Annotated in this window: 22 protein-coding genes and 1 pseudogene; 17 read left to right on the forward strand and 6 right to left on the reverse strand. The window is 67.1% G+C overall.

What is annotated here, in order from left to right; all coding sequences use genetic code 11:
- Window positions 1–444: 444 nt before the first annotated feature.
- Together E8P82_RS14115 and E8P82_RS14120 are read right to left on the reverse strand one after the other, a co-directional pair.
- On the reverse strand, window positions 445–1,470 hold the full coding sequence (locus E8P82_RS14115; protein ID WP_136455693.1) for an RES domain-containing protein: 1,026 nt from the start codon (window positions 1,468–1,470) through the stop codon (window positions 445–447).
- Between the two features lie 129 nt (window positions 1,471–1,599).
- Window positions 1,600–2,784 carry an IS30 family transposase gene (locus E8P82_RS14120; RefSeq protein ID WP_136455694.1) on the reverse strand — a complete coding sequence of 395 codons (1,185 nt, stop codon included), beginning with the start codon at window positions 2,782–2,784 and terminating at the stop codon, window positions 1,600–1,602.
- A gap of 368 nt (window positions 2,785–3,152) precedes the next feature.
- On the opposite strand from E8P82_RS14120, the gene E8P82_RS14130 reads away from it, so the two are divergent.
- The 9 genes from E8P82_RS14130 to argH all read left to right on the forward strand — a co-directional run bounded on the left by E8P82_RS14130 (window position 3,153) and on the right by argH (window position 12,473).
- A complete protein-coding gene (locus E8P82_RS14130) occupies window positions 3,153–3,530 on the forward strand; it encodes a hypothetical protein (protein WP_136455695.1) in 378 nt (125 codons plus the stop codon).
- A 63-nt stretch (window positions 3,531–3,593) separates the two neighbouring features.
- A complete protein-coding gene (gene argC / locus E8P82_RS14135; RefSeq protein WP_136455696.1) occupies window positions 3,594–4,625 on the forward strand; it encodes an N-acetyl-gamma-glutamyl-phosphate reductase in 1,032 nt (343 codons plus the stop codon).
- Window positions 4,622–5,791 carry a bifunctional glutamate N-acetyltransferase/amino-acid acetyltransferase ArgJ gene (gene argJ / locus E8P82_RS14140; protein WP_136455697.1) on the forward strand — a complete coding sequence of 390 codons (1,170 nt, stop codon included), beginning with the start codon at window positions 4,622–4,624 and terminating at the stop codon, window positions 5,789–5,791. The genes argC and argJ overlap by 4 nt, the downstream gene beginning before the upstream one ends.
- A gap of 11 nt (window positions 5,792–5,802) precedes the next feature.
- On the forward strand, window positions 5,803–6,792 hold the full coding sequence (gene argB / locus E8P82_RS14145) for an acetylglutamate kinase (protein WP_136455698.1): 990 nt from the start codon (window positions 5,803–5,805) through the stop codon (window positions 6,790–6,792).
- 5 nt (window positions 6,793–6,797) lie between these two features.
- Window positions 6,798–8,081, forward strand: coding sequence for an acetylornithine transaminase (locus E8P82_RS14150; protein WP_425456042.1), 1,284 nt, complete (start codon window positions 6,798–6,800; stop codon window positions 8,079–8,081).
- On the forward strand, window positions 8,078–9,046 hold the full coding sequence (argF, locus tag E8P82_RS14155) for an ornithine carbamoyltransferase (protein WP_136455699.1): 969 nt from the start codon (window positions 8,078–8,080) through the stop codon (window positions 9,044–9,046). The genes E8P82_RS14150 and argF overlap by 4 nt, the downstream gene beginning before the upstream one ends.
- The gene (locus tag E8P82_RS14160) at window positions 9,043–9,591 is read left to right on the forward strand and encodes an arginine repressor (protein ID WP_136455713.1); all 549 of its coding nucleotides are present in this window, start codon (window positions 9,043–9,045) and stop codon (window positions 9,589–9,591) included. Before argF ends, E8P82_RS14160 begins: the two co-directional genes overlap by 4 nt.
- A gap of 195 nt (window positions 9,592–9,786) precedes the next feature.
- Complete coding sequence (locus E8P82_RS14165; RefSeq protein ID WP_136455700.1) at window positions 9,787–10,989, forward strand: argininosuccinate synthase; 1,203 nt, start codon at window positions 9,787–9,789, stop codon at window positions 10,987–10,989.
- Window positions 10,989–12,473 (forward strand): argininosuccinate lyase, encoded by a 1,485-nt coding sequence (gene argH / locus E8P82_RS14170; protein WP_136455701.1) that lies wholly within the window; start codon window positions 10,989–10,991, stop codon window positions 12,471–12,473. The genes E8P82_RS14165 and argH overlap by 1 nt, the downstream gene beginning before the upstream one ends.
- 82 nt (window positions 12,474–12,555) lie before the next feature.
- Here the strand turns inward: argH and E8P82_RS14175 are convergent, their stop codons facing one another.
- A complete protein-coding gene (locus E8P82_RS14175; protein WP_136455702.1) occupies window positions 12,556–13,635 on the reverse strand; it encodes a CE1758 family FMN-dependent luciferase-like monooxygenase in 1,080 nt (359 codons plus the stop codon).
- 114 nt (window positions 13,636–13,749) lie between these two features.
- Window positions 13,750–14,385 carry a CE1759 family FMN reductase gene (locus tag E8P82_RS14180; RefSeq protein WP_246021442.1) on the reverse strand — a complete coding sequence of 212 codons (636 nt, stop codon included), beginning with the start codon at window positions 14,383–14,385 and terminating at the stop codon, window positions 13,750–13,752.
- Between the two features lie 266 nt (window positions 14,386–14,651).
- Between E8P82_RS14180 and E8P82_RS14185 the strand changes: the two are divergent.
- From E8P82_RS14185 to E8P82_RS14200, 4 genes and pseudogenes are all read left to right on the forward strand, one after another.
- Window positions 14,652–15,209 (forward strand): annotated as a pseudogene (locus E8P82_RS14185) (argininosuccinate lyase); the annotation flags it as partial.
- A 362-nt stretch (window positions 15,210–15,571) separates the two neighbouring features.
- Window positions 15,572–16,135, forward strand: a complete 564-nt coding sequence (locus tag E8P82_RS14190; protein WP_136455704.1) for a hypothetical protein — start codon at window positions 15,572–15,574, stop codon at window positions 16,133–16,135.
- A complete protein-coding gene (locus E8P82_RS15205) occupies window positions 16,128–16,628 on the forward strand; it encodes a hypothetical protein (protein ID WP_136455705.1) in 501 nt (166 codons plus the stop codon). Before E8P82_RS14190 ends, E8P82_RS15205 begins: the two co-directional genes overlap by 8 nt.
- Before the next feature lie 291 nt (window positions 16,629–16,919).
- Window positions 16,920–18,791, forward strand: coding sequence for an ABC transporter ATP-binding protein (locus tag E8P82_RS14200; protein ID WP_136455706.1), 1,872 nt, complete (start codon window positions 16,920–16,922; stop codon window positions 18,789–18,791).
- 15 nt (window positions 18,792–18,806) lie between these two features.
- On the opposite strand, the gene E8P82_RS14205 is transcribed toward E8P82_RS14200, so the two are convergent.
- Window positions 18,807–19,343, reverse strand: coding sequence for a methylated-DNA--[protein]-cysteine S-methyltransferase (locus E8P82_RS14205; protein ID WP_136455707.1), 537 nt, complete (start codon window positions 19,341–19,343; stop codon window positions 18,807–18,809).
- Window positions 19,344–19,348: 5 nt separating this feature from the next.
- Window positions 19,349–21,076, reverse strand: a complete 1,728-nt coding sequence (locus tag E8P82_RS14210; protein ID WP_136455708.1) for a DNA-3-methyladenine glycosylase 2 family protein — start codon at window positions 21,074–21,076, stop codon at window positions 19,349–19,351.
- A gap of 106 nt (window positions 21,077–21,182) precedes the next feature.
- Here E8P82_RS14210 and E8P82_RS14215 point away from each other — a divergent pair, with 106 nt between their 5' ends.
- From E8P82_RS14215 to tyrS, 4 genes are all read left to right on the forward strand, one after another.
- Complete coding sequence (locus E8P82_RS14215) at window positions 21,183–21,827, forward strand: DNA-3-methyladenine glycosylase (protein WP_246021443.1); 645 nt, start codon at window positions 21,183–21,185, stop codon at window positions 21,825–21,827.
- A 74-nt stretch (window positions 21,828–21,901) separates the two neighbouring features.
- On the forward strand, window positions 21,902–22,405 hold the full coding sequence (locus E8P82_RS14220; RefSeq protein WP_136455714.1) for an adenine phosphoribosyltransferase: 504 nt from the start codon (window positions 21,902–21,904) through the stop codon (window positions 22,403–22,405).
- Between the two features lie 58 nt (window positions 22,406–22,463).
- Complete coding sequence (locus tag E8P82_RS14225) at window positions 22,464–24,716, forward strand: HelD family protein (protein WP_136455710.1); 2,253 nt, start codon at window positions 22,464–22,466, stop codon at window positions 24,714–24,716.
- A 12-nt stretch (window positions 24,717–24,728) separates the two neighbouring features.
- Complete coding sequence (gene tyrS, locus E8P82_RS14230; protein ID WP_136455711.1) at window positions 24,729–26,051, forward strand: tyrosine--tRNA ligase; 1,323 nt, start codon at window positions 24,729–24,731, stop codon at window positions 26,049–26,051.
- Window positions 26,052–26,413 lie beyond the last annotated feature (362 nt).

The following is a 26,413-nucleotide window of genomic DNA, read 5'->3' on the forward strand; positions in this document are numbered from 1 at the left end:
ATCACCGCCACGGTCAGCGGCAGAAATCGTCACACCCACATGCCAACATCAACACCATCAGGCAGCCAGTAAGCCCCGATCACCGAAAGAACCCCGCCTCATGAAAGATCGAGGCTAGAAACCGGAGGATTCAGACCCCAACTACACCCTCGTTTATGAAGAGCCAATTTACTCATAATGGTTTCGAAGCCGAGCCCAGCCGAGCCCAGCCCAGCCGCAGCGATGCCAGCCACAGGCTTCTTACCTTCTCATACCCTGTAGCCCTATAAGGGCAATCGTAATTATCAGCGATGGTCGCGGACGATTTCACGTAATACAAGGAAGGGGAATGGCTTGCCCTATCTGTAGTTTTTCTTACGCCGTTATATCCTCTCCAGCGACGCTTGATCGTTGTTACAGCTAGCCTGAAGCCTCATCACGCGCCATAGTGTCTAGCGCAGGAAGCTACCATTCAGCGCTAGGCACGGAAATGAGCTTAGTGCTTGTCGAATCTTTTACCAGTGTTGCAACGGCCTGATTTTCACCACCGACGCCAGCAGCCCCAATGCGGACGACCTGAGTATGTTTATACTCCACCAGCGTTCTTGCAACATCACCCCTAATACTTAGATTCTTAGACGTTCTTATCTTCCGTGGATCCGCAACTGACCTATACCACCAGCCGCTGAATAAAGTTGGATCCGGATCGAAAAACTCTTTCGCAACTAGATCTGGTGTTATATATCTTCCAGAGGCGCTGCTAGGAATTTCCTGACTAAAAAGATCGTTCATGAACTGCATGATAGTTTGAAGCTTTCGACGACTGCTTTTGCGGAGTCCAGGGATCGTTGCCTGGGTGGTCATGTCGATAGCCAGTATCCTTCGGCTTGATCGGAACAGTGACATTGCCATAAGGTCTCCCGCCTCGGCGCGTATTTCTAGTCCAGCGGTGAGCGGATCCAAAGCTGTGTAGAGAAGTGGCTCACCAATGTCGTTCACTCTGCCAGCTCCGATGTATCGGGCAGGAGCTGTCCATATATCGTCTGTTGTTTGTAGGTCGTCGAGAGAGTCAACTTTACGTGCTCTGAACAAAGGCATTTCCGCTGGAACCTCGACATGAGCGAAAGGAATCATTACCGAGGCGTAACCAGGTGCGCTTAGAATGTCGAAAAGGGCCTGTCGAATGGTCGGTCGGTCGGTCAGGGTTGTAGAAATGCGTTTGAAGTCTTGAATCTTTCGGCGAAGTGTGTCGATGCTCAAGTGGCTTAGGTACTCTTCACTGTCCCAGGTTACTTTTCCTAGGATAGGGCCGAGGTCGGCAGGTGGATTCGTTTCTGGCTGGCTATTTAGCGCACTCTTGGCTCGAATCGCGCTCGTGCTGTAACTTTCAGGCATTCCGTTGGGCGCTTGCTTTCGGTATGGATGCGAGGAGTCAGCATGCCGTGCAAGCTGCTTGAGGATGTAAGGGTCGAAGTCATCAATGGAAGCCACGATTCATTATCGGACGGAACAAGATCTCCCGCTACCGGGTGTGAGGTCGCGGCAGTAACTATAAGGTCAGATACGGTCGCAGCCATCTGACGTGAGTAGGTCTTATCAAACGATGGCGACCTCAACCGGTCAATGCACCACCTGTGATTCTGAGGGTATCGCGGGCTGGTTCGCGGTGCTGAGGTGGGCCTGGTAGAGGTCGTTGGAGCTGGCCCATTTCAGGACCTGCCGGGGACGGTCGTTGAGGAGGTTCGCGATGTCGTCGAGGTCTTTGGCTGTGAAGCGTTGGAGGTCGGAGCCTTTCGTGAGGTATTGGCGGAGCATGCGGTTCGTGTTCTCGTTCGTCCCGCGCTGCCAAGGGCTCCCTGGGGCGCAGAAGTAGACGTCCATCCTCAGGTCCGTGGAAAGCTGCTGATGCTCTGCCATTTCCCGACCGCGATCCCAGGTCAGCGACCGGCGCAACGGTTCCGGAATCGCTGTGAACGCTTCAGTCAGGGCGATGCGTACGGCCTCTGCTTTGTACCCGTCGGGAAGATGAACGACTTTGACGGCCCGGGTGGTGCGTTCGACTAGCGTCGCTACCGCGGAGGGCCTCTTTCCCATGACGAGGTCGCCTTCCCAGTGGCCGACTTCGACGCGGTCCTCGATTGATGCTGGGCGGGCGGTGATGGGCACCATGTTCTTCAACCGGCCACGGCCCAACGACTGCTTGGCTTTCCGTGGCCGGCGGATGGTGCTCCCGGAGCGCAGATGCTGGGACATGCCACGGTCGAGCTCACGGCGGTATTCGTAGTAGATCGACCGGTAGATCCCCTCGTGGGACAGGCGCATGAGCGCGTCCTCGGGATAAGCCAGCTTCGACCATGCTGCGATCTGCTCCGGTGACCACCCCAGGACCAGCTTCTCCTTCACGACCTTCAGCAACGCTGGTCTCTGTTTGAGCCGGGTCAGCTTCGGCCGCTTCATCCGGCTACGGGCTGATTGCTCGGCGGTTGTCGCCCGGTACGCGGTTCGTCCGCCGTTGCGCCCGAGCTCCCTGGAGATGCTCGAGTGAGACCTGCCCAGGGCCGCGGAGATCCGGCGGACAGACAATCCTGCCGCAACACCGCGGGAGATCTCCTCGCGCTCCTGATGACTCAGGTGCCGGTGATGCCGCCGAGGAACGCTCGGCTTGATGCCGCCATGGCCCCGGAGGAAGTACTGGATGACGTGCGCCGGTTGCCCTACCCGATCGCCGACCTGGCGGAAGGACTCACCATCCCGCCACCCCTCCCAGATCGCCTGCTGCTGCTCCATCGTGAACTCCACACTCACCTCCACCACTCATCCTGCCAAGGAGTGGTGCACTGACCGGTTGAGACCGCCACAGGTTTCTAAGCCACCACCTCTCTCTGATCAGGGCCCCAAAATTTCGGCGAGTTCGCGGGGCTCCGACTGTCTCAGAAAGCTGCCTCATCGTGAAGTGTCTCAGTGCTGCTGTCGCTAGGACTTTCTAGGGCAGAGCCGCTGGGGGATGCGTCTTGAATACTCCCGCGTGAGCACATCTTCCCAAAAGGCGCCGGCGACAAAGTCGTGGGGTGGCGTGTAGACCGGCTGGGCGGGTCCTTCCTCGATGTCCTGACCACGGTGAACCTGCTGCGTGGTTGGGGAATCACGATCTGGTCGGGTGCTACTTTCGAGCGATGGACACGGATTGGATCGAACACCGCCGAGCCGAGGACAGGGAGCGGGGCCGAGCCGAGGACAGGGAGCGGGTCGGCTGGATGAAGCCCGTCGATGACGGGTTCGTCGCCGTCGATCTGCTGGGACGTCACCGGACCGACGTCGTGGACTGGCTGACGGCGGAGGAGACGCTCGACGAGCTCGGGCTCTCCTATCTCGCCGAACCGTACGAGGTACGGCTTGACCACGGCGGCTGGTTGCGCGTTCGCATTGCGGAGGTCTCGCCGCATGAGGTCCGGGTGAAGAAGGACGACTGGGGCGACATGAGCGCGCCGCAGCTCTACTACACCGTGTCCTTCCCCGTGGACGATGAGCAGCTTCGACCGCTACAGAGGTAGACCAACACGGTCGTGTTGCATAACTATGTGCATCGCTGCATAACATTGCTGTAGGCTCGAGCCATGACGTTCACCGCAGCAGTATCCGGCGCCAGCGGCTACGCCGGAGGCGAGATCCTGCGTCTCCTCGCGAACCACCCCGACATCGAGATCGGCGCCATCACGGCGCACAGCAACGCCGGATCGACCCTCGGCGAACTCCAGCCCCAGCTGCACTCCCTGGCCGACCGCGTGCTGCAGGACACCACCCCCGAGGTCCTCGCGGGGCACGACGTCGTCTTCCTCGCTTTGCCGCATGGCGCCAGCGCCGACATCGCCGCCCAGCTGCCAGCCGATACCCTCGTGATCGACGCCGGCGCTGACCACCGCCTGGAGGATCCCGCCGTCTGGGAGAAGTTCTACGGCTCCCCGCACGCCGGCACCTGGCCCTACGGGCTCCCGGAACTGCCCGGCCACCGGGCGAGCCTGGCAGGCGCACGCCGCATCGCCGTCCCCGGCTGCTACCCCACGAGCGTGCTCCTCGCCCTCGCCCCGGGCTTCGCCGCCGGACTCCTGGAGCACGACGACGTCGTCGTGGTGTCCGCCTCCGGAACCTCCGGCGCGGGCAAGGCCGTCAAACCGCACCTGCTCGGCTCCGAGGTGATGGGCGGCATGAGCCCGTACGGCGTGGGGGGAGGCCACCGCCACACCCCCGAGATGGAGCAGGGCCTCAGCCTCGCCGCAGGGGCGCCGGTCTCGCTGTCCTTCACACCCACCCTCGCGCCGATGGCGCGCGGCATCCTCACGACGGCGACGGCGAAGGTCCGGCTCGGTGTCGGGTACGCGGCCCTGCGCGAGGCCTGGGAGGCGGCCTACGCCGACGAACCCTTCGTGCGCGTCCTGCCCGAGGGGCAGTGGCCCACCACGAAGTCCGTGCTCGGCTCGAACCACGCCACCCTCCAGCTCGCATTCGACGAGCACGCGGGCCGCGTGATCGTCAGCGCCGTGATCGACAATCTGACCAAGGGGACCGCCGGCGGCGCCGTGCAGTCCATGAACATCGCCCTCGGCCTCGACGAGACCGCTGGCCTGACCCTCCAGGGGATCGCACCATGAGCATCACCTACCCCGGCGGCTTCCGCGCCGCAGGCGTCCCCGCCGGCCTCAAGAGCACCGGCAAGCCCGACGTCGCACTCGTGGTCAACGACGGACCCCTCCACAACGCCGCCGCGGTCTTCACGTCCAACCGCGTCGCCGCGGCCCCGGTGCTCTGGAGCCGCCAGGTGATCGCCGACGGGCGGGCCGACGCCGTCGTGCTCAACTCCGGGGGAGCCAACGCCTGCACGGGACCCGAGGGCTTCGGCAATACTCACCGGACGGCCGAGGTGACCGCCGAACTGCTTGGCATCTCGGCGAGCGACGTGATCGTCTGCTCCACCGGACTCATCGGCGAACAGCTGCCCATGGACAAGCTCCTCGCCGGCGTCACCGGCGCGGCCGGGTCCCTCGGCCGGGGCGGCGGACCCACCGCGGCCGAGGCGATCATGACCACCGACTCGGTGCCCAAGGAGGCGCGCTACCCCGCCACGGCCGATTCGGCGAGCGAGGGGTACGCGATCGGCGGGATGGCGAAGGGCGCCGGCATGCTCGCACCAGGGCTCGCCACGATGCTCGTGGTCCTCACCACCGACGCCGCCCTCGACGCCGAGGCCCTCGACGCCGCGTTGCGCGAGGCGACCCGCGTGAGCTTCGACCGCACCGACGCCGACGGCTGCATGTCCACCAACGACACCGTGGTGCTGCTGGCCTCGGGAGCCGCGGGCATCGCCCCCGACCAGGCGCAGTTCACCGAGGCGCTCACCGGCGTCTGCCTCGATCTGGCCGCTCAGCTGATCAACGACGCCGAGGGCGCCAGCCACACCGTCGCCGTCACCACCGTCAACGCGGCGTCGGAGCGCGACGCCGAGGTGGTCAGCCGCGCCGTTGCCCGCTCCAATCTGTTCAAGACGGCCATCTTCGGCAACGACCCGAACTGGGGACGCGTGCTCGCCGCGGTGGGGACCACCGACGCCGCGTTCGAGCCCGACCGGCTCAACGTGTCGATGAACGGCGTGCAGATCTGCCGCGACGGCGGCATCGGCGACTCCCGCGAACTGGTCGATCTGACCGGGCGCGACGTCGAGGTCGAGATCGACCTCGCAGCCGGAGAGGCCCGCGCCACCATCTGGACCAACGACCTCACGCACGAGTACGTGCACGAGAACAGCGCGTACTCGAGCTGATGGACGAGCTCATGGAAGATACACAGACCCGGCAGGGGCCCTCGGCGTCGACGCTGCGAGCGCAGGACAAGGCCGCCACCCTCATGGAGGCCCTGCCCTGGATCCAGCGCTTCGCGGGCACCACCATGGTCATCAAGTACGGCGGCAACGCCATGGTCAACGAGACCATGCGCCGCGCATTCGCCGAGGACATCGTCTTCCTGCACCACGTGGGCATCCACCCCGTGGTGGTCCACGGCGGCGGACCGCAGATCAACGCCATGCTGGAGCGGCTCGGCATCGAGTCCGACTTCCGGGGCGGCCTGCGCGTCACCACCCCCGAGGCGATGGACGTGGTCCGCATGGTCCTCACCGGCCAGGTGGGCCGCGAACTCGTGGGCCTCATCAACTCGCACGGCCCCTACGCCGTGGGACTGTCGGGGGAGGACGGCGGCCTGCTGCGCGCCGTGCGCACCGGGACCGTGGTGGACGGCGAGGAGGTGGACCTCGGCCTCGTCGGCGAGGTCACCGCCGTGCAGCCCGGGGCCATCCTCGACATCCTCCAGGCAGGACGGATCCCCGTGATCTCAACGGTCGCCCCCGAGTACGACGCCGACGGCGCCGCCACCCGGCAGGTGCTCAACGTCAACGCCGATTCGGCGGCCGCTGCGCTCGCCGGAGCACTGGGAGCGTCCAAGCTCGTGATCCTCACCGATGTGGAGGGCCTCTACGCGGCCTGGCCCGATCGCGGCTCGCTCATCTCGTCTCTGACCACCGGGCAGCTGCGCGAGCTCCTGCCCACCCTGCAGTCCGGCATGATCCCCAAGATGACGGCGTGCCTGCAGGCCGTCGAGGCCGGGGTGGAGCGCGCACACATCGTGGACGGGCGACTGGCTCACTCCATGCTGCTGGAGACCTTCACGACGGCGGGTATCGGCACGCAGGTGGTGCCGGGCCCGGCTGACGAAACGTCAAACGAAACTTTGAACGAGAACGTGGAAGAGACAGGGGGGGCCTCGTGAGTGAGATCCACCCGGAGCAGCAGGCACCTGCGAGCGTTGCCTCGCCGGACAGCGGCGTGCTCGCCGAGCTGACCGGTTCGGGCTCGGGCGCGGACTGGCTCGCCCGCTACACCGGCTCCCTGCTCGGCGTCTTCGGCACCCCTCAGCGTGTCCTCGTGCGCGGCTCGGGCTGCTACGTCTGGGACGCCGACGGGCAGCAGTACCTCGATCTGCTCGGCGGCATCGCCGTCAACGTGCTCGGCCACGCCCACCCGTTCGTGACCTCGGCCGTGGCCGGTCAGCTCGCGACGCTCGGTCACATCTCCAACTTCTTCACGAGTCCCACGCAGGTGGCGCTCGCCGAGAAGCTGCTGCAGCTTGCGCAGGCGCCGTCCGGGTCGCGGGTGTTCTTCACCAACTCCGGCACCGAGGCGCTGGAGGCCGCCGTCAAGCTCGCACGGCGCAACAGCACGCCCGAGCGCCACCGCATCCTCGCACTCGACGGCGCCTTCCACGGGCGCACCATGGGCGCGCTGGCACTGACGTCCAAGGAGGCGTACCGGAAGCCGTTCGAACCGCTGCCCGGCGGCGTCGAGCACGTGGCGTTCGACGACGTCGACGCCTTGACTGCCGCCATGGACGAGACGGTCGCGGCGCTCGTCATCGAACCGATCCAGGGGGAGGCCGGTGTGCGGCCCCTCTCGCCCGAGTATCTGCGTGCGGCCCGGGAGCTGACCCGCCGCTACGGTGCCCTGCTGATCCTCGACGAGGTGCAGTCGGGCATCGCGCGGACCGGCCGCTGGTTCGCGCACCAGTGGGTGGACGGCGTGGTCCCCGACGCCATGACGCTCGCCAAGGGACTCGGCGGCGGTGTGCCCGTTGGCGCTCTCGTGACCTTCGGGGAGGAGGTCTCGGCGCTGATCAGTGCGGGCCAGCACGGAACTACGTTCGGCGGCAATCCGATGGCGACGGCGGCCGGGCTCGCGACGCTGCACGTCCTGGAGACCTCGGGGGCACTGCAGCACACGATCGACGTCGGCGATTATCTCCGTGAGCAGCTGGGGGCGCTCGACGGCGTCCTCGCGGTGCGCGGAGCCGGTCTGCTGATCGGCGTCGATCTCGACGGCGACCACGCGGCGGCTGCGGTGCAGGCCGCCCTGGCCGCGGGATTCATCATCAATGCCACCGGCCCGGCGACCATCCGCCTGGCCCCACCGCTCATCCTCACCCACGAGCAGGCCGCGAGCTTCGTCCACGCCCTACCCGACATCCTGGCTGCAGCCCGGACCCAGCAGGAGGCACCAGCATGACGCGCCACTTCCTCGTCGACACCGATCTCTCCCCGCAGGAACAGGCGGAGGTCCTCGATCTGGCCGCGGAGCTCAAGGCGAACCCCTACGGTCGAGCCCCCTTTGCGGGTGAGGGCGCCGGTCGGAAGACGGTCGCCGTGATCTTCGACAAGACCTCCACCCGCACCCGCGTGTCCTTCGCGGCGGGCATCGCCGATCTGGGGGGAGTGCCGCTGATCATCGGCGCGGGCGATTCGCAGCTCGGGCACAAGGAGTCCATCACCGACACCGCGAAGGTCCTGGACCGCATGGTGGCCACCATCGTGTGGCGGACCTACGCGCAGGCCGGTCTCGAGGAGATGGCGGCGGCCGCGCGGGTCCCCGTGATCAACGCCCTCTCCGACGACTACCACCCGTGCCAGCTGCTCGCCGATCTGCTCACCATCCGCGAGCACAAGGGCGCCCTCGCGGGCCTGACCATGACCTACCTGGGAGACAGCGCCAACAACATGGCCAACTCCTATCTCCTCGCCGGGGTCACGGCGGGCATGCACGTGCGGATCGCCGGACCGGAGGGCTTCCTCCCGGCCGCCGACGTCGTCGCTGCGGCCGAGGCACGTGCCGCCGAGACCGGGGGATCGGTCCTGGTCACCACGGACCCCGGCGTCGCGCTCGCCGACGCCGACGTCGTCGCCACCGACACCTGGGTCTCCATGGGCCAGGAGGACCAGAAGGCTGCGCGGCAGGACCTGTTCCGGGCCTACGCCGTCGACGAGGCGGCCATGGAGCGTGCCGCGCCGTACGCCGTCGTGCTCCACTGCCTTCCCGCCTACCGCGGCTACGAGATCTCCGCCGGCGTGATCGACGGCCCGCAATCGCTGGTGTGGGACGAGGCGGAGAACCGGCTGCACGTCCAGAAGGCGCTCATGACGTGGCTCGTGGAGCAGTCCGCGCAGGACATCTCGGCGTCGGGGGCCGGCTCATGACCGTGCAGCGCGACGGCGCGCGTCCCACCACGAAGACGGCCCGGCATGCCCGGATCACCGATCTGCTCACCAAGGAGTCCGTCCGGTCCCAGGTGGAGCTCGCGGCGCTCCTGGCGGAGGAGGGCGTGCAGGTGAACCAGGGAACGCTCTCGCGGGATCTGGTGGAACTCGGGGTGGTGCGCGTGCGCGGAGCCGACGGCGCCCTGATCTACGCGGTCCCCGTGGAGGGTGGCGGACGGCACTCGCGCAGCGGCGTCTCCCAGGAAGCACTCGACGCGCGGCTCGCCCGGCTCTGCAACGAGCTGCTGGTGACGGCGGAATCGTCGGGGAACATCGCCGTGCTGCGCACGCCGCCCGGTGCCGCGAACTTCCTGGCCCTGGCGATCGACCACTCGGTGATGCCCTCCGTGCTGGGGACGCTCGCCGGCGACGACACCGTCATGCTCGTGAGCCGGGAGGTCGACGGCGGTGCGGCCCTCGCCGAGCGCTTCCTCGCCCTGGCGCAGGAGCCCCAGGGCGGCGCCGATCCGCCGCTGCCTAGCTGAACCTGCCCATCCCGGGCCGGCCCACCTGATGCGGCCTACCTGATCCGACTCACCTGACACGATCCATCTATTCAGCCCACCGCTACGCTGGCAGCAGCAGCGGTTCCCAATCCGCACCACCCGTCCCCGAACCAGCACGTCCCACCGAACCACCATTCCCCGGGCAGCCCCCGGACACCAGAAGGAGCATTCCCCGTGACCGAACGCATCGTCCTCGCCTACTCCGGCGGACTCGACACCTCCGTCGCCATCGGCTGGATCGCCGAAGCCACCGGGGCCGAGGTGATCGCCGTGGCCGTCGACGTCGGACAGGGCGGTGAATCGCTCGAGGCCATCCGCCAGCGCGCCCTCGACTGCGGCGCCGTCGAGGCGTATGTGGCCGACGCCCGCGAGGAGTTCGCCACCGACTACTGCATGGCCGCACTGAAGGCGAACGCCCTGTACATGGACGCGTACCCGCTCGTGTCGGCCGTGTCGCGTCCGGTGATCGTCAAGCACCTCGTGGCCGCGGCCCGCCAGTTCGGGGCGACCACCGTGTCCCACGGCTGCACGGGCAAGGGCAACGACCAGGTCCGCTTCGAGGTGGGCATCCAGACCCTCGGCCCGGATCTGCGCTGCATCGCGCCGGTCCGCGATCTGGCCCTGACCCGTGACAAGGCCATCGCCTTCGCCGAGGAGAAGGGCCTGCCGATCGAGACCACCAAGAAGAACCCGTTCTCGATCGACCAGAACGTCTGGGGACGCGCCGTCGAGACCGGCTTCCTCGAGGACATCTGGAACGGTCCCACCAAGGACGTCTACGACTACACGGCGTCCCCCGAGTTCCCGCCCGCCGCGGACGAGGTGACCATTTCCTTCAAGGAGGGCATCCCCGTGGCGATCGACGGCAACGCCGTCACGCCGCTGCAGGCCATCGAGGAGCTCAATCGCCGCGCCGGCGCGCAGGGCGTGGGTCGCATCGACATCGTGGAGGACCGTCTCGTGGGGATCAAGAGCCGCGAGATCTACGAGGCACCGGGGGCGATGTCGCTCATCGCCGCGCACCGCGAGCTCGAGAACGTCACGATCGAGCGCGAGCAGGCCCGGTTCAAGAAGACCGTGGGCCAGCGCTGGACCGAGCTGGTGTACGACGGCCAGTGGTTCTCCCCGCTGAAGCGCTCGCTGGACACCTTCATCGACGACACGCAGAAGTACGTCACGGGCGACATCCGCATGGACCTGCACGGCGGCCGCGCCACCGTGACGGGCCGCCGCTCCGACGTCGCGCTCTACGACTTCAACCTGGCCACCTACGACTCCGGCGACACCTTCGACCAGTCGATGGCGCGCGGTTTCATCGAGATCTTCGGCCTCTCCTCGAAGGTGGCCTCGAGCCGGGACGAGCGGGCGGGCGCCTGATGGCGCCAGCGGATGGCGCTCCGGCTGACGGGCAGGGGTCCCCGGCCGAGCGAAGCGAGGTAGGGGGGCGCTCGGGGACCAATACCGGATCGCTGTGGGGCGGCCGGTTCGCCGGCGGCCCCGCCGATGCCCTCGCGGCCCTGAGCAAGTCCACGCACTTTGACTGGCGGCTGGCCACGTACGACATCGCCGGCTCCCAGGCCCACGCCCGCGTGCTGCACCGCGCAGGTCTGCTCGACGATGACGAGCTCGCCGGTATGACCGCCGCCCTGGAGGCTCTCGACGCCGATGTGCGCTCCGGCGCGTACCAACCGGCCGAGACCGACGAGGACGTGCACGGGGCGCTGGAGCGCGGGCTCATCGAGCGGGCGGGCCCTGCTCTGGGCGGCAAGCTGCGTGCCGGGCGCTCCCGCAACGACCAGGTGGCCACGCTCGGCCGCATGTACCTGCGGGACCACGCCCGGATCATCGCGGGCGGCGTCCTTGCGACGATCACCGCCCTCGTCGACCAGGCGGAGGCGCACCTCGAGGTGCCGATGCCCGGGCGCACCCACCTGCAGCACGCGCAGCCCGTGCTGCTCAGTCACCACCTGCTCGCCCACGCCTGGGCGCTGCTGCGCGACGTGCAGCGACTCCAGGACTGGGACCGCCGCACCGGCGTCTCGCCCTACGGTTCGGGCGCCCTCGCGGGATCGTCCCTCGGGCTCGACCCCGAGGCCGTGGCCGCGGATCTCGGTTTCTTCTCGGCGACGCACAACTCCATCGACGGCACCGCCTCGCGGGACGTGTACGCGGAGTTCGCCTGGGTAAGCGCGATGATCGGGGTGGATCTCTCCCGCGTGAGCGAGGAGATCATCATCTGGGCCACCAAGGAGTTCTCGTTCGTCACGCTCGACGACGCCTTCTCCACCGGCTCCTCGATCATGCCGCAGAAGAAGAATCCCGACGTCGCCGAGCTCGCCCGCGGGAAAGCCGGCCGCCTCATCGGCGATCTTACCGGGCTGCTCGCCACGCTCAAGGGCATGCCCCTGGCCTACAACAGGGATCTGCAGGAGGACAAGGAGCCGGTGTTCGACGCCATCGACACGCTCGAGGTGCTGCTGCCCGCGGTGTCCGGCATGATCGCCACGCTGGTGTTCAACACCGAGCGCATGGCGTCGTTGGCCCCGCAGGGTTTCGCGCTCGCCACCGACATCGCCGAGTGGCTCGTGCGGCAGGGCGTACCCTTCCGTGAGGCGCACGAGCTCTCGGGTGCGGCCGTCCGCGTGGCCGAGCAGCGCGGCGTCGAGCTGTGGGATCTGACCGACGAGGAGTTCGCCGGCATCTCCGCGCACCTCACCCCGGCGGTCCGCGAGGTCCTGACGGTCGAGGGGTCGCTGGCCAGCCGCGACGCGCAGGGCGGGACGGCGCCGTCGGCCGTGCGGCGTCAGCTCACGGCGCTGAAGGCAGAGCTCGACGGCGTCCGGGAGTACGCGCACTCGTGACGGTGGGGTAGGGGCGACGTAGGGGCACCGTCGACAGTGTGGTCATGAGGTAGTTCCGGCCGTCACTACCTCATGACTGTGGCTACCCTGCGGCCGCGCCGACCTTCTGCGTGGCGCGCACCGGTCCGTCAGGGACGTGGGCGGGACGCCGCTTGGCGAATTCTGCGCGTAGTTCGGGAAGAACGAGTTCGCCGAAGAGGTCGAGCTGGTTCAGGACCGTCTTCAGTGGCAGCCCGGCGTGATCGATGAGGAACAGCTGGCGCTGGTAGTCCCCGAAGAACTCCTGGAAGGAAAGGGTCTTCTCGATGACTTCCTGGGGGCTGCCGACCGTCAGGGGCGTCTGGTCCATGAAGCTCTCCATCGTCGGCCCGTGGCCGTAGACAGGGGCGTTGTCGAAGAACGGACGGAACTCCCTCACCGCATCCTGTGACTTCCGGGCCATGAAGAACTGTCCGCCGAGTCCCACGATCGCCTGGTCGGCGGTGCCGTGGCCGTAGTGGGCGTAGCGTTCCCGGTAAAGGCCGATCAGCTGCTGGTAGTGCTCCTTGGGCCAGAAGATGTTGTTGGCGAAGAACCCGTCACCGAAGTACGCGGCGATCTCGGCCACCTCCGGGGTTCGGATGGAACCGTGCCAGACGAACGGTGGGACCCCGCCCAGCGGGCGCGGGGTGGAAGTGAAGTTGCGCAGCGGTGTGCGGTACTTGCCGTCCCAGTTCACGACGTCGTTGTCCCACAGCTGGCGCAGCAGGTTGTAGTTCTCGATGGTCAGTTCGACGCTGTCCTGCTGGTTCTTGCCGAACCAGGGGTAGACGGGTGCGGTGTTGCCACGACCGAGGATCAGGTCCACACGTCCATCGGCGAGGTGCTGCAACGTCGCGAAGTCCTCGGCGATCTTGACCGGGTCATTGGTGGTGATCAGGGTGGTGCTGGTGGACAACGTGATGCGCTCGGTCTGGGCGGCGATGTAGCCGAGGATGGTTGTCGGGGAGCTGGCGTAGAAGGGCGGGTTGTGGTGCTCGCCCGTGGCATAGACGTCCATGCCGATCTCTTCGACCTTCTTGGCGATGGCGACGGCGGCCTTGATCCGCTCCCCCTCGGTGGGTGTCTCACCGGTAAGGGGGTTCCGGGTGACGTCGCTGACCGTGAAAACACCGATTTCCATGATTCTTCTCCAAACGTATGCGGACTTGCTGGGGGTGGGTGGCTGGGAGCCCGAGGTGTCCTCGGACTGTCGCCGGGTAGTGAGCTGTTGCCCTCCGGTCCGGCTGGCAACAACTCAGGAGGCCGGAGCCTGAATTCGTGCCAGGAGGTCCTCGAACGGCGCAGACGGTTCGATCCGGTCGTTCGCAGGGCGTGCCGGGGTGACGGAACGACCGGCGAGCATTGCAGCGAGCTCCCGCGCGGCACGGCGTGCCCGCTGCTCCAGTGCCGGTTCATCGTCCTCGCCGACTCCCCAGTCCTGAGGAGCCGCATAGACGGCGGTGGGGACCACCCGCGTGCGCAGGTAAGTGAAAAGGGGTCGCATGGCGTGCTCGAGAACCAGGGCGTGCCGCGCGCTGCCGCCTGTTGCCCCCATGAGAACGGGCATGCCCTCGAGCGCCGTGTTGTCGATGACATCGAAGAAGGACTTGAACAGCCCACTGTAGGACCCTGTGAAGACAGGGCTGACGACGATGAGCGCGTCTGCGTCCGTGACACTCTGGATGGCGGCTGCCAGGGCGGGTGGCGCGAAGCCGCTCACCAGGTGCTGCGCGATATCCACTGCGTAGTTACGAAGTTCGAGAACGTCGACGGTGGCGTCCTGGCCCGAGAGGGACAGCTCGGTCCTCAGGGCGTCCGACAACTGGTCGGCAAGCATCCGACTGGACGATGGAACGCCGAGTCCTGCTGTGATCACTGCTACTTTCGTCATGGCTCCTACCTGATCGAATAGATGCGTATGCATTGATCTGTTCAACGCGAAGAAGCGCCGAGTCATTCCCTGACCGCCCATGTTCTGCGAGCCGACCGGTTTGGCTGATCGCGGACGGTCCTGCACAGGTGATATCAGCCCGATTTCTGTCGCGCGGCGGCAACGTTGCACCGTCCCATGTCGGCGGTGGCTCGGACCGGTGACGTTACTGCCGACCGGCATTCTCGCGGCGGCGAGGTGTTCGGGGTGCTTGTGCACCGTCGGGCCCGGTCACGAAGAACCCCGACGTCGCCGAGCTCGCCCGCGGCAAGGCCGGCCGCCTCATCGGTGATCTCACCGGGCTGCTCGCCACCCTCAAGGGCCTGCCCCTGGCGTACAACCGGGATCTGCAGGAGGACAAGGAGCCGGTGTTCGACGCCATCGACACGCTCGAGGTGCTGCTGCCCGCGGTCTCCGGCATGATCGCCACTCTGGTATTCAACACCGAGCGCATGGCGTCGCTCGCACCACAGGGTTTCGCGCTCGCCACCGACATCGCCGAGTGGCTCGTGCGGCAGGGCGTGCCCTTCCGGGAGGCCCACGAACTCTCGGGTGCGGCCGTCCGCGTCGCCGAGCAGCGCGGCGTCGAGCTGTGGGATCTGACCGACGAGGAGTATGCCGGCATCTCCCCGCACCTCACCCCGGCGGTCCGCGAGGTCCTGACGGTCGAGGGCTCACTGGCCAGCCGTGACGCACAGGGCGGGACGGCGCCGACGGCGGTGCGGCGTCAGCTCACGGCCCTGAAGGCAGAGCTCGACAGCGTCCGGGAGTACGCAGGGATGTGACGCCGAGGTAGATCCTTCTGGGGACCGTAACGACCTGGCTGCGCATGCTCTATGGACGGGTTTGAGGAGCATATAGTGTTGACGTCGGTTGCAAGGGCTACGCACTTGCGTTCGTTCTGAGCAGCTGCGCCGCCTTTTCGGATTATCCACTGTACTATTCGCATTTTGCCTGGCATGTTGGAGCCGAAGGCGAAAGGCGTGTGATCCTGACCGCCGGGAACATGCCAGGTTCGGCGAGGACCTGTAGGTCCGGTCATTCGGTCTACAGGGTTGATACTGAAATGAAGGGACTATCATTCTCCGCATCCCTGAGGTTGAACGGTTGTCTCTGCGGGCAGGTAGGACAAAGTAAGCTGACTTACATGGACTTCTTCGACTTTTCGCCATGGCCGGCGGTCGTAATACCCTCCTTTGTTCTGGCGCTAATCATAAGAATTGATGCAAAACTGCTGGGTCCGTACTTCTCGTTTAGTGAGCTCGTTTCGGGCTTTGGGTTTAACTTCCTTATCTTTCAGCGCAGTACGCGAGCTGCATTGATTCGTCGACTGCTCTATCCCATACTAATTGGTTTCATATGCTCGATATTGGGCGTGTATGGCGCGTCCCTTGCCGCGGTCGGCGCATTGGCGGCCGTACTTCTCATTTGGCCAGTAGTATTTCATGGTTTGCCAGTAGGAGTCTCACGGCGAGCTCTTGCGGTCCCTCTGCTCTATGTGTCGCTCTTCGTGAGCTACGGCGGTTTGACGCTCCTCGGTGGGTATATCGCAGAGGTTATGCGGAGGGCCGGGGAAGGAGACATTTGGGTGTACGTCCAAGAGAGTTTCGTAAACTGGGCGCTAACTGCGCTTGTAATTCTGTTCTTCACTACGTTTGGTCGTGGCGCTCAAGCGAGGCTAGACCGTCGGCGCGGGCACGACGATGTTTGATGAGGAAGGAGAATGCTGCCGCAACATTACTCTTGGCCTGTATTCGTGGCGGTTGGCAGACTATGCAGAGTCTGCTGCATATCAGCGCCTTGCTGGGAAAATACTAGCGAGCCGACCGAAAACCTCTGAGAACCCGAACTGGGACGAATTCCTGGTGTGCTTGATGTTAGTCGAAACTTTTGAGCGGAAGGCGTGGTTTAGGGCTGCGGAACGTGTAGTTTACTATTGCTCTCTAAAGCGCCTTCGCATTACGTTAGGTCTATTTCAGATGCAGGACGCCCCTTGGAGAACGTCGGAAGCCATCGCGGTTGTTATCGGCACGCTTCTGAGGGGTCGGATTGAGCCAAGCTTTCAGCGCGACAATTTGGATAGATTAGCAGCGTTTTGGTATGGCCACGCGGGGATTGAACGTGGAGCAGCATTCAGCTACTCGGATGCAATGCAAATCGCAGAGCGAGTGACCAAAAAGCTTGGCACCTTGTCGACGGTTTAGCAGGTGCACCGGCTAGACCGGTAGGACCCTTCATCAATGCAACCGAGAAAGCGCAAGCTGTGTGGATGTTGTCAACCTGCTCCGAGCTCACTAACCTCATGACCCACAACAGCTAGTAGGTCTGACATGTACGGCATTGCGGGGCCGTATCGGCTAGGTGCACAACACCGCGCGAAATATTGAGGGTGCCTTCCATCTTCTGCGCTACTCCTGCTGGTACCCGAAACCTTCCCGCTACGCCTGCCGCGAAGTGCTTTGACTCACCTGGGGCGACCGGCGCACCGTAAGAGCATGCAGCCCACCGCACAGCGTGCCACCCTCCGGGAGTTCTTCCCCTATCTGCGCGGACACGTGCGGATCCTCGTCGTCGTCGCCGTCGTCTCCCTGATCTCGACCGGCCTGTCGATCGCCCAACCGCTCATGGTCCAGCAGCTGGTCAACTCGGTCTCCGCCAGTGAGCCCGCGACCATCTTCATCTGGCTGCTGGTTGCCATCACGCTCGGCGGGGCGGTCTTCGGCGCAGCGCAGTCCTACCTGCTCCAGCGCACCGCGGAGTCGGTGGTGCTCGGGGTGCGCCGATCCCTCGTGGGGCGATTGCTCGCACTGCCCATCAAGGAGTTCGACCGCCGGCGCGTGGGCGATCTGATCTCCCGCGTCGGCTCCGACACCACCCTGATGCGCAGCGTCATCACCTCGGGGCTGTTCGAGATCGTCTCCTCCATCCTCATGTTCTTCGCCGCCGTCGTCCTGATGGTGCTGATCGATCCGCTCCTGTTCGGGATCACGCTGAGCGCCGTCGTCGTGGGTGCCGGCGGGGTCCTGTTCCTCGCACGGCTGATCCGCAGGCGCAGCCGCGACGTGCAGGACGCGGTCGGCTCGATGACCGCCGCCGTGGAGCGCGGTCTCTCCGGCATCCGCACCATCAAGGCCTCCGTGGCCGAGGAACGCGAAGCCGCCGTGATCGACGTCGAAGCCACGAAGGCCTTCCGCGCCGGCATCGCGATGGCACGCCTGCAGGCGGCAGTGCAGCCCATCATGTCCATCTGCATCCAGGGCGCTTTCATCGTGGTGCTCGCCGTCGGCGGCATCCGCGTCGCGGCGGGCGAGCTGCTGCTGGGCGATCTGATCGCCTTCATCCTCTACCTGTTCCTCCTGGTGATGCCCATCGGCTCGGCCATGAGCGCGTTCGTGCAGATCCAGTCCGGACTCGCGGCGCTGGACCGCATCCAGGAGATCGCCCGGCTCGAACCGGAGCGCGCCGACGAGGCAGGCCTGGTCCAGCGATCAGCAGAACCCATGCCGGCGGGCACCGCGGCCCGACCCGGCACCATCGAACTGCGCGACGTGAGCTTCAGCTACGCACCGGTGGACGACGACGCCGCCGCCACCGGACAGGGCGGCGCGACGGCGGTCGGTGCCCGGCGCAGCACCCCAGTATCACCGGAGGGCGCTCTGGCAGCGCTCGACGACATCGATCAGCCCGTCCTCGACGGCGTGAGCTTCAGCGTCCCGGCGGGCAGCAGAACGGCCCTCGTGGGGCCGTCGGGCGCGGGCAAATCCACGGTGCTGGCGCTGCTGGAACGCTTCTACGAGCCGACGGGCGGCACCATCCGCCTGGACGGCGTCGCGCTGCCCGACCTGCCGCGCTCGGCCCTGCGCTCACGGATCGGTCTCGTGGAGCAGGAGGCGCCCGTGCTGAGCGGGACCCTCGCCGACAATCTCCGGCTCGCTGCCCCCGAGGCGACCGACGATCAGCTGCGCCGCGTCCTCGCAGCCGTGGGTCTCGACGCGCTCGGCGACCGCAGCGACGACGGTCTCGACCTCAATCTGGGCGAGGACGGCATCCGGCTCTCCGGTGGACAGCGGCAGCGCCTGGCCTGGGCGCGGACCATCCTCGCGGATCGGCCCCTGCTGCTGATGGACGAACCGACGTCTGCTGTCGATTCGAGGACCGAGCAGCTGCTGCAGCGGACCCTGGGGGAGGCCTCGCGCGACAGGACCGTCGTCGTCGTCGCGCACCGCCTCTCCACCGTGGCCGACTTCGACCAGATCGTGGTCCTCGACCAGGGCAGGGTCGCCGCCGTCGGCACGCACGAGGAGCTCCTCGACAGCAGCGAGCTGTACCGGGACATGGCCTCCCGGCAGCGGCTCGTCACCGTCTGACCGGGTAGAAGCGCCTCAGACCGAGCGACCGGCCTCCCGATCGAGGAGCCGCTGCTTGACGGGCAGGCCCCAGCGGAAGCCGCCGAGCGTGCCGTCGGTCCTGATGATGCGGTGGCAGGGCACGAAGAGCGCTGCGGCGTTCTTGGCGCAGGCGCCCGCAACAGCACGGACGGCGGTCGGGTTCCCGGCCCGTTCGGCGTACTGCAGATAGGTGGCGATGGACCCTGCCTCCACCGTGCGCAGCACCTCCCACGCGTGGGTGCGGAAGGGGCCCGACACCTGCCGCACGCGCACCTGCGCGACCGCGGCGAAGTCGCCGTCGTAGTAGCGCGCGACGGCGTCGAGGATCGGCTGCACGTCGGACGCCGCGGGGTCGAAGCTGGTTGCCCTGATGCTGGGATGGATCTGGCCCGTGAGGTCGGCGGGCTCGTCGGTCCAGCCCGAGGACAGGACGGCGCCGTCCGCCTCGATGACGGTGAAGGCGCCGTCTGGTGTGTCGATGGTGACGGTGGTCGCGCCGCGCAGGACGGGGGTTTCAGTGGTGGCGTGCATGAGGGCTACTTCCGATCGGTGACTGGGTCAAAGTATGCGGCGTTGCCAGCCACTTCGGCTCCAGCGGACAGGGCGTTCATCGGTCCGGCGAGTGCTGCCGCTCTCCGCAGATGCTCGCCCGCGTAGGAACGCCAGGGGCGTACGGCCGCCATCGCCCGATCGAGGCCCCAGCCGGCGCGTGGCGAGGAAGCACCCGATGAACAGGAACCGGCCGATTCAGCGTCGACCGAGCTGGCGCCGCTCGATCCGGTTCTGGAACCGGCGTCGCCCGCATCAGCACGGCCCGGACCGCCGCGCGTGCCGTTCCTCGCGTCACACGCCGGTCCGCCCGCCGCGCCGACGACCGTAGACCAGCCCGCCCGGACAGCTGGGTCGTCCGGTAGCTCGATGTCGGGGTGGCCGAGGACACGCATGATCACGTACTCGGCGGTCCAGGGGCTGACGCCGTCGACGTCGAGCAGTTGCGCCCGCAGCTCGTCCGCGTCCGCTCCGACGTCGATGGCGAGCGCTCCGGAGGCAAGCTGTTGTGCCACGGCACGGAGAGTCTGCCTGCAGCGGCGGGATGCGGGAAGGAGCGCGTCCGGCGCCGCTGCGATGTCCTGCGCGGACGGAAAGATCCTGGTCAACGTGGAGCCCGGGAGCTGCACCTCGGGTCCCGACGCTGCAAGCCGGGCATACGCTGCGGCGCCGCCCGGATGCCCGATGTACTGCCCGACGACCGCGCGCAGCAGGGTCTCGTCGGCATCGACGGCGCCGGGCAGGCGCAGGCCGGGCCGCGCGGCGACCAGCCCGCGCAGGACCGGCACGCGGGAGAGCGCAGTATCGATCGCCACGGGATCGGCGTCCAGATCGAAGAGCCGCCTGATCCGGCTCAGCAGCGGCGGAAGATCGCCGAGTCCGCTCACCGACACGGTGACCGGCAGGGCAGCGCGGCCGTTGCTGCCCGTACGGGCGGACTCGGTACGGAACCAGGCGGGTCCGCCGGGAAGACGGAGGGTCCGCTCGTAGGTCGACGCCGTCCCCAGCTCAATGCCTTCCACCGAGCCGGCTGCCAGCACGCCGAAGATCCCGTTGTCGTAGGGCAGCCGTGTGGGCAGGAGCAGGGAGATCCGCAAGGGACCGCCGGTGGGGTCAACGTCGGCCGCGCGGTCGATGCGGCCGCTTCCACTATGACCCCGCCCGGACGCCTCCCGCAGCTGACCCGGCGTGAGACCGAAAACCTGCTGGAGCGTCTCATTGAACTGCCGGATGCTGCCGAAGCCCGAGGCGAACGCCACGTCGGCAAAGCGCAGGGACGACGCCGTGAGCAGCGTCCTCGCCGTCTGAGCGCGTTGCGCCCGGGCGAGTGCGAGGGGACCGGCACCGAGCTCCTGCCGGAGGATCCGGCCCAGCTGGCGCGTGGAGTACCCGAGCCGCATCGAGAGACCGCCTACCCCTGTCCGGTCCACCTCGCCGTCAATGATGAGGCGCATCGCCCGCGCAGCGGTATCACCCCGTAGATTCCACGCGGGATCGCCGGGCACCGCGTCGGGCAGGCAGCGCTTGCAGGCCCGGTACCCGGCGTCGTGCGCTGCGGCGGAGGTGCGGTAGAAGGTGACATTGGCGGGCTTGGGCGTCCGCGCCGGGCACGACGGCCTGCAGTAGATGCCCGTGCTCGAGACGGCCGTGATGAACTGCCCGTCGAAGCGCGTATCCCGCGCGTCGATGGCCGCGTACTGCTGCCGGAAGTCCATGCCGCCATCCTCGCATCGGGCGCAGGGGAGAACCAGCGGGAATCGGACATCACGGTGCGGAAGCGTGCGTCCGCCGGCCCAGGCCGATCCTTGCTACCGTCGAGGCGTGCCGGACCAGGACAGAGCAGACCCCACACTCCGCGAGCGGCTCTCGGGCAGCGCGCTCGACGTCGCCCCCTGGCTCCTCGGCGCCCACCTGACCCATGCGGGCGACGACGGCCCAGTCACTGTCCGCATCACCGAGGTGGAGGCGTACCTCGGCGCCGAGGACCCCGGCTCCCATGCCTTCCGGGGGAGGACCGCACGGAACGCGAGCATGTTCGGATCCGCCGGCCATCTCTACGTCTACTTCACCTACGGGATGCACTACTGCGCCAACATCGTCTGCGGCACCGAAGGGTGGGCCACGGGTGTGCTCCTGCGAGCCGGAGAGATCGTCGACGGCGCCGAGCTGGCCCGCGAGCGCCGCTCCCGCCCGGCGTCGGACCTCGATCTCGCCCGCGGGCCGGCGCGGCTCGCCCAGGCGCTCGGACTGGACCGCCGGTTCGACGGCAGCGACGCGCTCGCCGATCCCTTCCGCCTCGTCCTGCCGGACGAGCAGCCTGCGCTGGTCGAGCGGGGTCCGCGTGTCGGGGTGAGCGGTGCGGCCGGCACCGAGGAGTACCCCTGGCGCTTCTGGCTGCCTGCGGAACCGACCGTCTCCCGGTTCCGGCCCGGCAAGCGGCACCCGGTGCGTACAGTGGAGCCGTGACAACCAGCGGAGCCGACAGCAATAGCACCCCGGATCCTTCGCTCTCCCGGCTCGGGAACCAGGCGAGGGAGGCGATCGACCGCCTCGGCGTCGTCGTCCCCGACGTGCCCGCGCCCGGCATCCAGTTCCGGGACCTCACACCCGTCTTCGCCGACGCAGCCGCCTTCAGAGTGGTGATCGATGCCATCGCGGAGGCCTTCGCCGGCCGGTTCGATGCCGTGGCCGGCGTGGAGGCGCGGGGCTTCCTCCTCGCCGGGGCCGTCGCCTACGCGACCGGCACGGGACTCGTGGCCATCCGCAAGGAGGGCAAGCTGCCGCGCCGCGTGTACCGCGAGGCGTACGACCTCGAATACGGGCAGGCTGCCCTGGAGATCCACACCTCCGATCTGGCGCCCGGCGCGCGGGTCCTGGTGCTCGACGACGTCCTGGCCACGGGCGGAACACTCGCCGCGGCATGCACGTTGCTCGAGAGGGCGGGCGCCGTCGTCGTCGGCTGCGCAGTGGTCCTCGAGATCACCGAGCTCGCTGGACGGGCTCCGCTGGCGGGACGGACGGTCCTGGCGCTGGAAAGCGTGTAGCGGGCGCCGGTTGCCGTCCGGCTAGACTTGACGGTCCGCCTTTCGAAGGAAGTATCCGATGCACGAGACGTCCCGGACCAGAACAGAGCTCGAAGCCGAGCGCGATTACGTGGATGGTCTGTACGAGCGTCTCGATGAACTCCGTGCGGAGAAGGCACGGCAACTGGCCGAGGTCCGCCGCACCCAGGCCGCGGGATCCCACCAGAACCGCTCCGAGCGTGACGCCTTCGCCACCATGTACGAGGACCGGCTGGCCCAGCTCAACGCGGTGGACGATCGCCTGGTCTTCGGGCGGCTCGATCTCGATTCCGGCGACACGCGGTACATCGGCCGGATCGGCCTCAGTGACGAGGACCTCCAGCAGCTGATGGTGGACTGGCGCGCGCCCGAGGCGGGTACGTTCTACCAGGCCACGGCCTTCGAGCGCATGGGGGTCCGACGCCGGAGGCACCTGATGCTGTCCCGGCGCGAGGTCGTGGCCATCGAGGACGACGTCCTGGACGCCGACCTGCTCGGCGACGACGCGTCCCTGCAGGGCGAAGGAGCCCTGCTCGCCGCACTGGACTCGCGCCGCACCGGGCAGATGTCCGACATCGTCAGCACCATCCAGGCGGAGCAGGATCGGATCATCCGTGCACCCTTGCCCGGTGTCACCGTGGTCCAGGGAGGACCGGGAACGGGCAAGACGGCGGTGGCGCTGCACCGGGCCGCCTATCTCCTCTACACCCACCGCGACCGGCTGAAATCCGCTGGTGTGCTGCTGGTCGGGCCCACCGATGCCTTCATGCGCTACATCGAACGTGTGCTGCCCTCCCTGGGCGAGACCGGCGTCGTCATGGCCGGTATCGGTACGCTGATGCCCGGTGTCCACACCGTCCCGGAGGTCGACGAGCGGACGGCCGCCGTGAAGGGCAGCCTGGAGATGGCGACCGTCCTCCGGAACGCCGTCACGAATCGCGAGCGGATACCGGCAGGTGACCAGCGACTGAACGTCGAGGGCACGATGCTCACCCTGACGCCGCGTCAGGTCTCCAGGGCCCGCGAACGCGCCCGTGCAACGGGGAAGCCGCACAACGAGGCGCGCATCACCTTCGTGAGGACGCTGCTCCGGGAACTCACGGAGCAGCTGCTGGAGAAGCTCGAGGAGTCCTCGGGCGGGGGGAACAACGCTGATCGGGCGTATCTCGCGGAGGATGTCCGCAGCGCACGTGACGTGCGGATCGCCCTGAACCTCGTGTGGATGCCGCTGACACCGCAGAAGCTGGTCTCCGAACTGTTCGCGCGTCCCGAACTCCTGCGCGCCGCGGCTCCCACCCTGAGCGACGACGAGCTCGCGTCGCTGGCGCGCCCGGTGGATGCCCCCTGGACGGAAGCCGACGTACCGCTGCTCGACGAGGCCGCGGAACTGCTGGGCGACCTGGATGTCTCTGCGGGACGCGACGACGCCGCGCGCGACCAGGAGCGCAAGCGCGATCTGGCGAATGCCGAGCGGGCCCTCGAGAACGTGAACTCCTCGCTCGAGGATTCCGGAGTGGACGGTGTGCTGAGCGCCGAGGACCTCGCCCGGTACAACGAGGTCGCTGCCACGAGGGAAACCGCCGCCGATCGTGCCGCTGCCGACCGCACCTGGGCCTACGGGCACATCGTGGTCGACGAGGCACAGGAGCTCTCACCCATGCAGTGGCGGCTGCTCATGCGGCGCTGTCCGCTGAAGTCCTTCACGATCGTCGGCGACATTGCCCAGACGAGCTCGGCCGCGGGATCGAGTTCCTGGCGCGAGGCTCTGGAACCGTTCGTGGGCGATCGCTGGCGGCTCGAGGAACTGACGGTCAACTACCGCACGCCGGCGCAGATCGCCGAATCAGCCGTCCGCATGGCCAACGCGGCAGGGCTCGTCGTCTCGGCACCCAGGGCGGTGCGGGAAGGCCGGTTCGCTCCGATCCTCGAGACCGTGACGGAGCTCGAGCCGGCCCTCGCCCAGGCTGTTCCGGAAGAGCTGGCAGCGATCGACGGCGGCCTGCTCGCCGTCATCGCCCCCGAGGCAATCCTGCCGGGGGTCCGCTCCGCGCTCACCGCCGACTACGGGGACCGCGTCGGGTCAGGGTCGGGCGGGCCGGGTCAGGACATCGTGGTGATCTCACCGCGGGGGTCCAAGGGCCTGGAGTTCGACGGCGTCGTGATCCTCGAACCGCAGGAGATGCTCGATTCCGCCGCTGCCCGGGTCGGGGATCTCTACGTGGCGATGACGCGACCGACCCAGCGCCTGCGCGTCATCTCGACCGGTGAGATCCCCGCGGGTATCGCCGACTGATAATTTGGTGGGGTGTCCCAGCAAAAAGATTCTCCGGTCAGTGGCCTTGCAGGTCAGCGCAACGATTCCTCCTTCGAGGACGTCTACGACGAACTGGTGTGGCGTGGGCTGGTGCATGTCTCCACGGACCAGGGCGAGCTGAAGGAACTGCTGGCCGGTCCACCCATCACGTTCTACTGCGGTTTCGATCCGACGGCGGCCAGCCTGCATCTGGGCAATCTCGTCCAGCTCCTGACCATGCGCCGGCTGCAGCTCGCCGGGCACAGGCCCCTCGGGCTCGTGGGCGGATCGACGGGCCTGGTGGGCGACCCACGCCCGACCGCGGAGCGCACCATGAACACGAAGGAGACCGTGTCCGAGTGGGTGGGCTACCTCCAGGGCCAGGTGCAGAAGTTCCTCGACTTCGAGGGCGACAACGCCGCCCGCATGGTGAACAACCTCGACTGGACCGGTCCGATGAGCGTCATCGACTTCCTGCGCGACGTCGGCAAGTACTTCCGGGTGGGCACCATGATCAAGAAGGAGACGGTGGCCAAACGCCTGAACTCGGAGGAGGGCATCAGCTACTCCGAGTTCAGCTACCAGATCCTGCAGGGGATGGATTACCTCCAGCTGTTCCGTGACTACGACTGCGTGCTGCAGACCGGCGGCTCCGACCAGTGGGGCAATCTGACCAGCGGCACCGAGCTGGTGCGCAAGGTGGAGGGCACGAGTGTCCACGCGATCGGAACGCCGCTGATCACGAACTCCGACGGCACCAAGTTCGGCAAGAGCGAGGGCAACGCCGTCTGGCTCGATGCCGCGATGACCACTCCCTACGCCATGTTCCAGTTCTGGCTCAACACCTCGGATGCCGACGTCGCCGAGCGGCTTCGGATCTTCACCTTCCGCAGCCGGGCGGAGATCGAGGACCTCGAGCGGGCGACGGTGGAGCGCCCGCACCAGCGCGCGGCGCAGCGTGCCCTGGCGTACGACGTCACCTCGCTCGTGCACGGCGTGGAGGCGACGGAGAAGGTCATCGCGGCGTCGTCGGCCCTGTTCGGACAGGGCGATCTGGAGACACTCGACCTGGACTCCCTTCGATCGGCCACCGCGGAGCTGGACGCAGTCCGGGCGGAACCCGGTGCCCTCGGAATCGTCGACCTGCTCGTGGCGTCGGGCCTGTCCGCCAGCAATTCCGCGGCTCGTCGCACGGTCGCCGAGGGCGGGGCGTACGTGAACAACCACAAGATCACCGACGCGGACCACACCGTCGGCGAGGACCAACTCCTGCACGGGCGGTACCTCCTCCTGAGGAGAGGGAAGCGGAACCTGGCCGTCGTAGAGGTCGGCTGACGCCGGCTGTGCAGTCGGTCGGCTCGGGCCCGGTCGCCCGCACTGGCCGTCGCTCGCGCTTGGTCAGCGGCCGATTTTGCGAAGCAGCGAGCAGCATCGTATAGTTATGGAGTTGCCCCGGTGAGGGCAGCAACCCCCTTCGAAAATTCTTCCGCTGTTGTCATGCGCCTGGCGCAGACGACGACGGAGAAGCATCAGGTGGGTCCGCGGAGGATCGCGGTGATCGGAAGATCGCCCCGGAACGGCGGATTTGCGTGGTGGTGTTGGTGGGGGTAGGTTTGGGAAGTTGCTTCGGAGCGATGATGTGGCTGGTTTGGCTGTGTCGGGTGCCGGTGGTTTCTGTTGTTTGAGAACTCAATAGT

Source organism: Arthrobacter echini, assembly GCF_004803505.1.
Lineage (GTDB): Bacteria > Actinomycetota > Actinomycetes > Actinomycetales > Micrococcaceae > Arthrobacter_D > Arthrobacter_D echini.

Coding starts and splice junctions, on each gene's coding strand:
- E8P82_RS14130 (WP_136455695.1), top strand. CDS start 3,153: ATGGACACGGATTGGATCGAACACCGCCGAGCCGAGGACAGGGAGCGG.
- argC (WP_136455696.1), top strand. CDS start 3,594: ATGACGTTCACCGCAGCAGTATCCGGCGCCAGCGGCTACGCCGGAGGC.
- argJ (WP_136455697.1), top strand. CDS start 4,622: ATGAGCATCACCTACCCCGGCGGCTTCCGCGCCGCAGGCGTCCCCGCC.
- argB (WP_136455698.1), top strand. CDS start 5,803: ATGGAAGATACACAGACCCGGCAGGGGCCCTCGGCGTCGACGCTGCGA.
- argF (WP_136455699.1), top strand. CDS start 8,078: ATGACGCGCCACTTCCTCGTCGACACCGATCTCTCCCCGCAGGAACAG.
- E8P82_RS14160 (WP_136455713.1), top strand. CDS start 9,043: ATGACCGTGCAGCGCGACGGCGCGCGTCCCACCACGAAGACGGCCCGG.
- argH (WP_136455701.1), top strand. CDS start 10,989: ATGGCGCCAGCGGATGGCGCTCCGGCTGACGGGCAGGGGTCCCCGGCC.
- E8P82_RS14175 (WP_136455702.1), bottom strand. CDS start 13,635: ATGGAAATCGGTGTTTTCACGGTCAGCGACGTCACCCGGAACCCCCTT.
- E8P82_RS14180 (WP_246021442.1), bottom strand. CDS start 14,385: ATGACGAAAGTAGCAGTGATCACAGCAGGACTCGGCGTTCCATCGTCC.
- E8P82_RS14190 (WP_136455704.1), top strand. CDS start 15,572: ATGGACTTCTTCGACTTTTCGCCATGGCCGGCGGTCGTAATACCCTCC.
- E8P82_RS15205 (WP_136455705.1), top strand. CDS start 16,128: ATGTTTGATGAGGAAGGAGAATGCTGCCGCAACATTACTCTTGGCCTG.
- E8P82_RS14200 (WP_136455706.1), top strand. CDS start 16,920: ATGCAGCCCACCGCACAGCGTGCCACCCTCCGGGAGTTCTTCCCCTAT.
- E8P82_RS14205 (WP_136455707.1), bottom strand. CDS start 19,343: ATGCACGCCACCACTGAAACCCCCGTCCTGCGCGGCGCGACCACCGTC.
- E8P82_RS14210 (WP_136455708.1), bottom strand. CDS start 21,076: ATGGACTTCCGGCAGCAGTACGCGGCCATCGACGCGCGGGATACGCGC.
- E8P82_RS14225 (WP_136455710.1), top strand. CDS start 22,464: ATGCACGAGACGTCCCGGACCAGAACAGAGCTCGAAGCCGAGCGCGAT.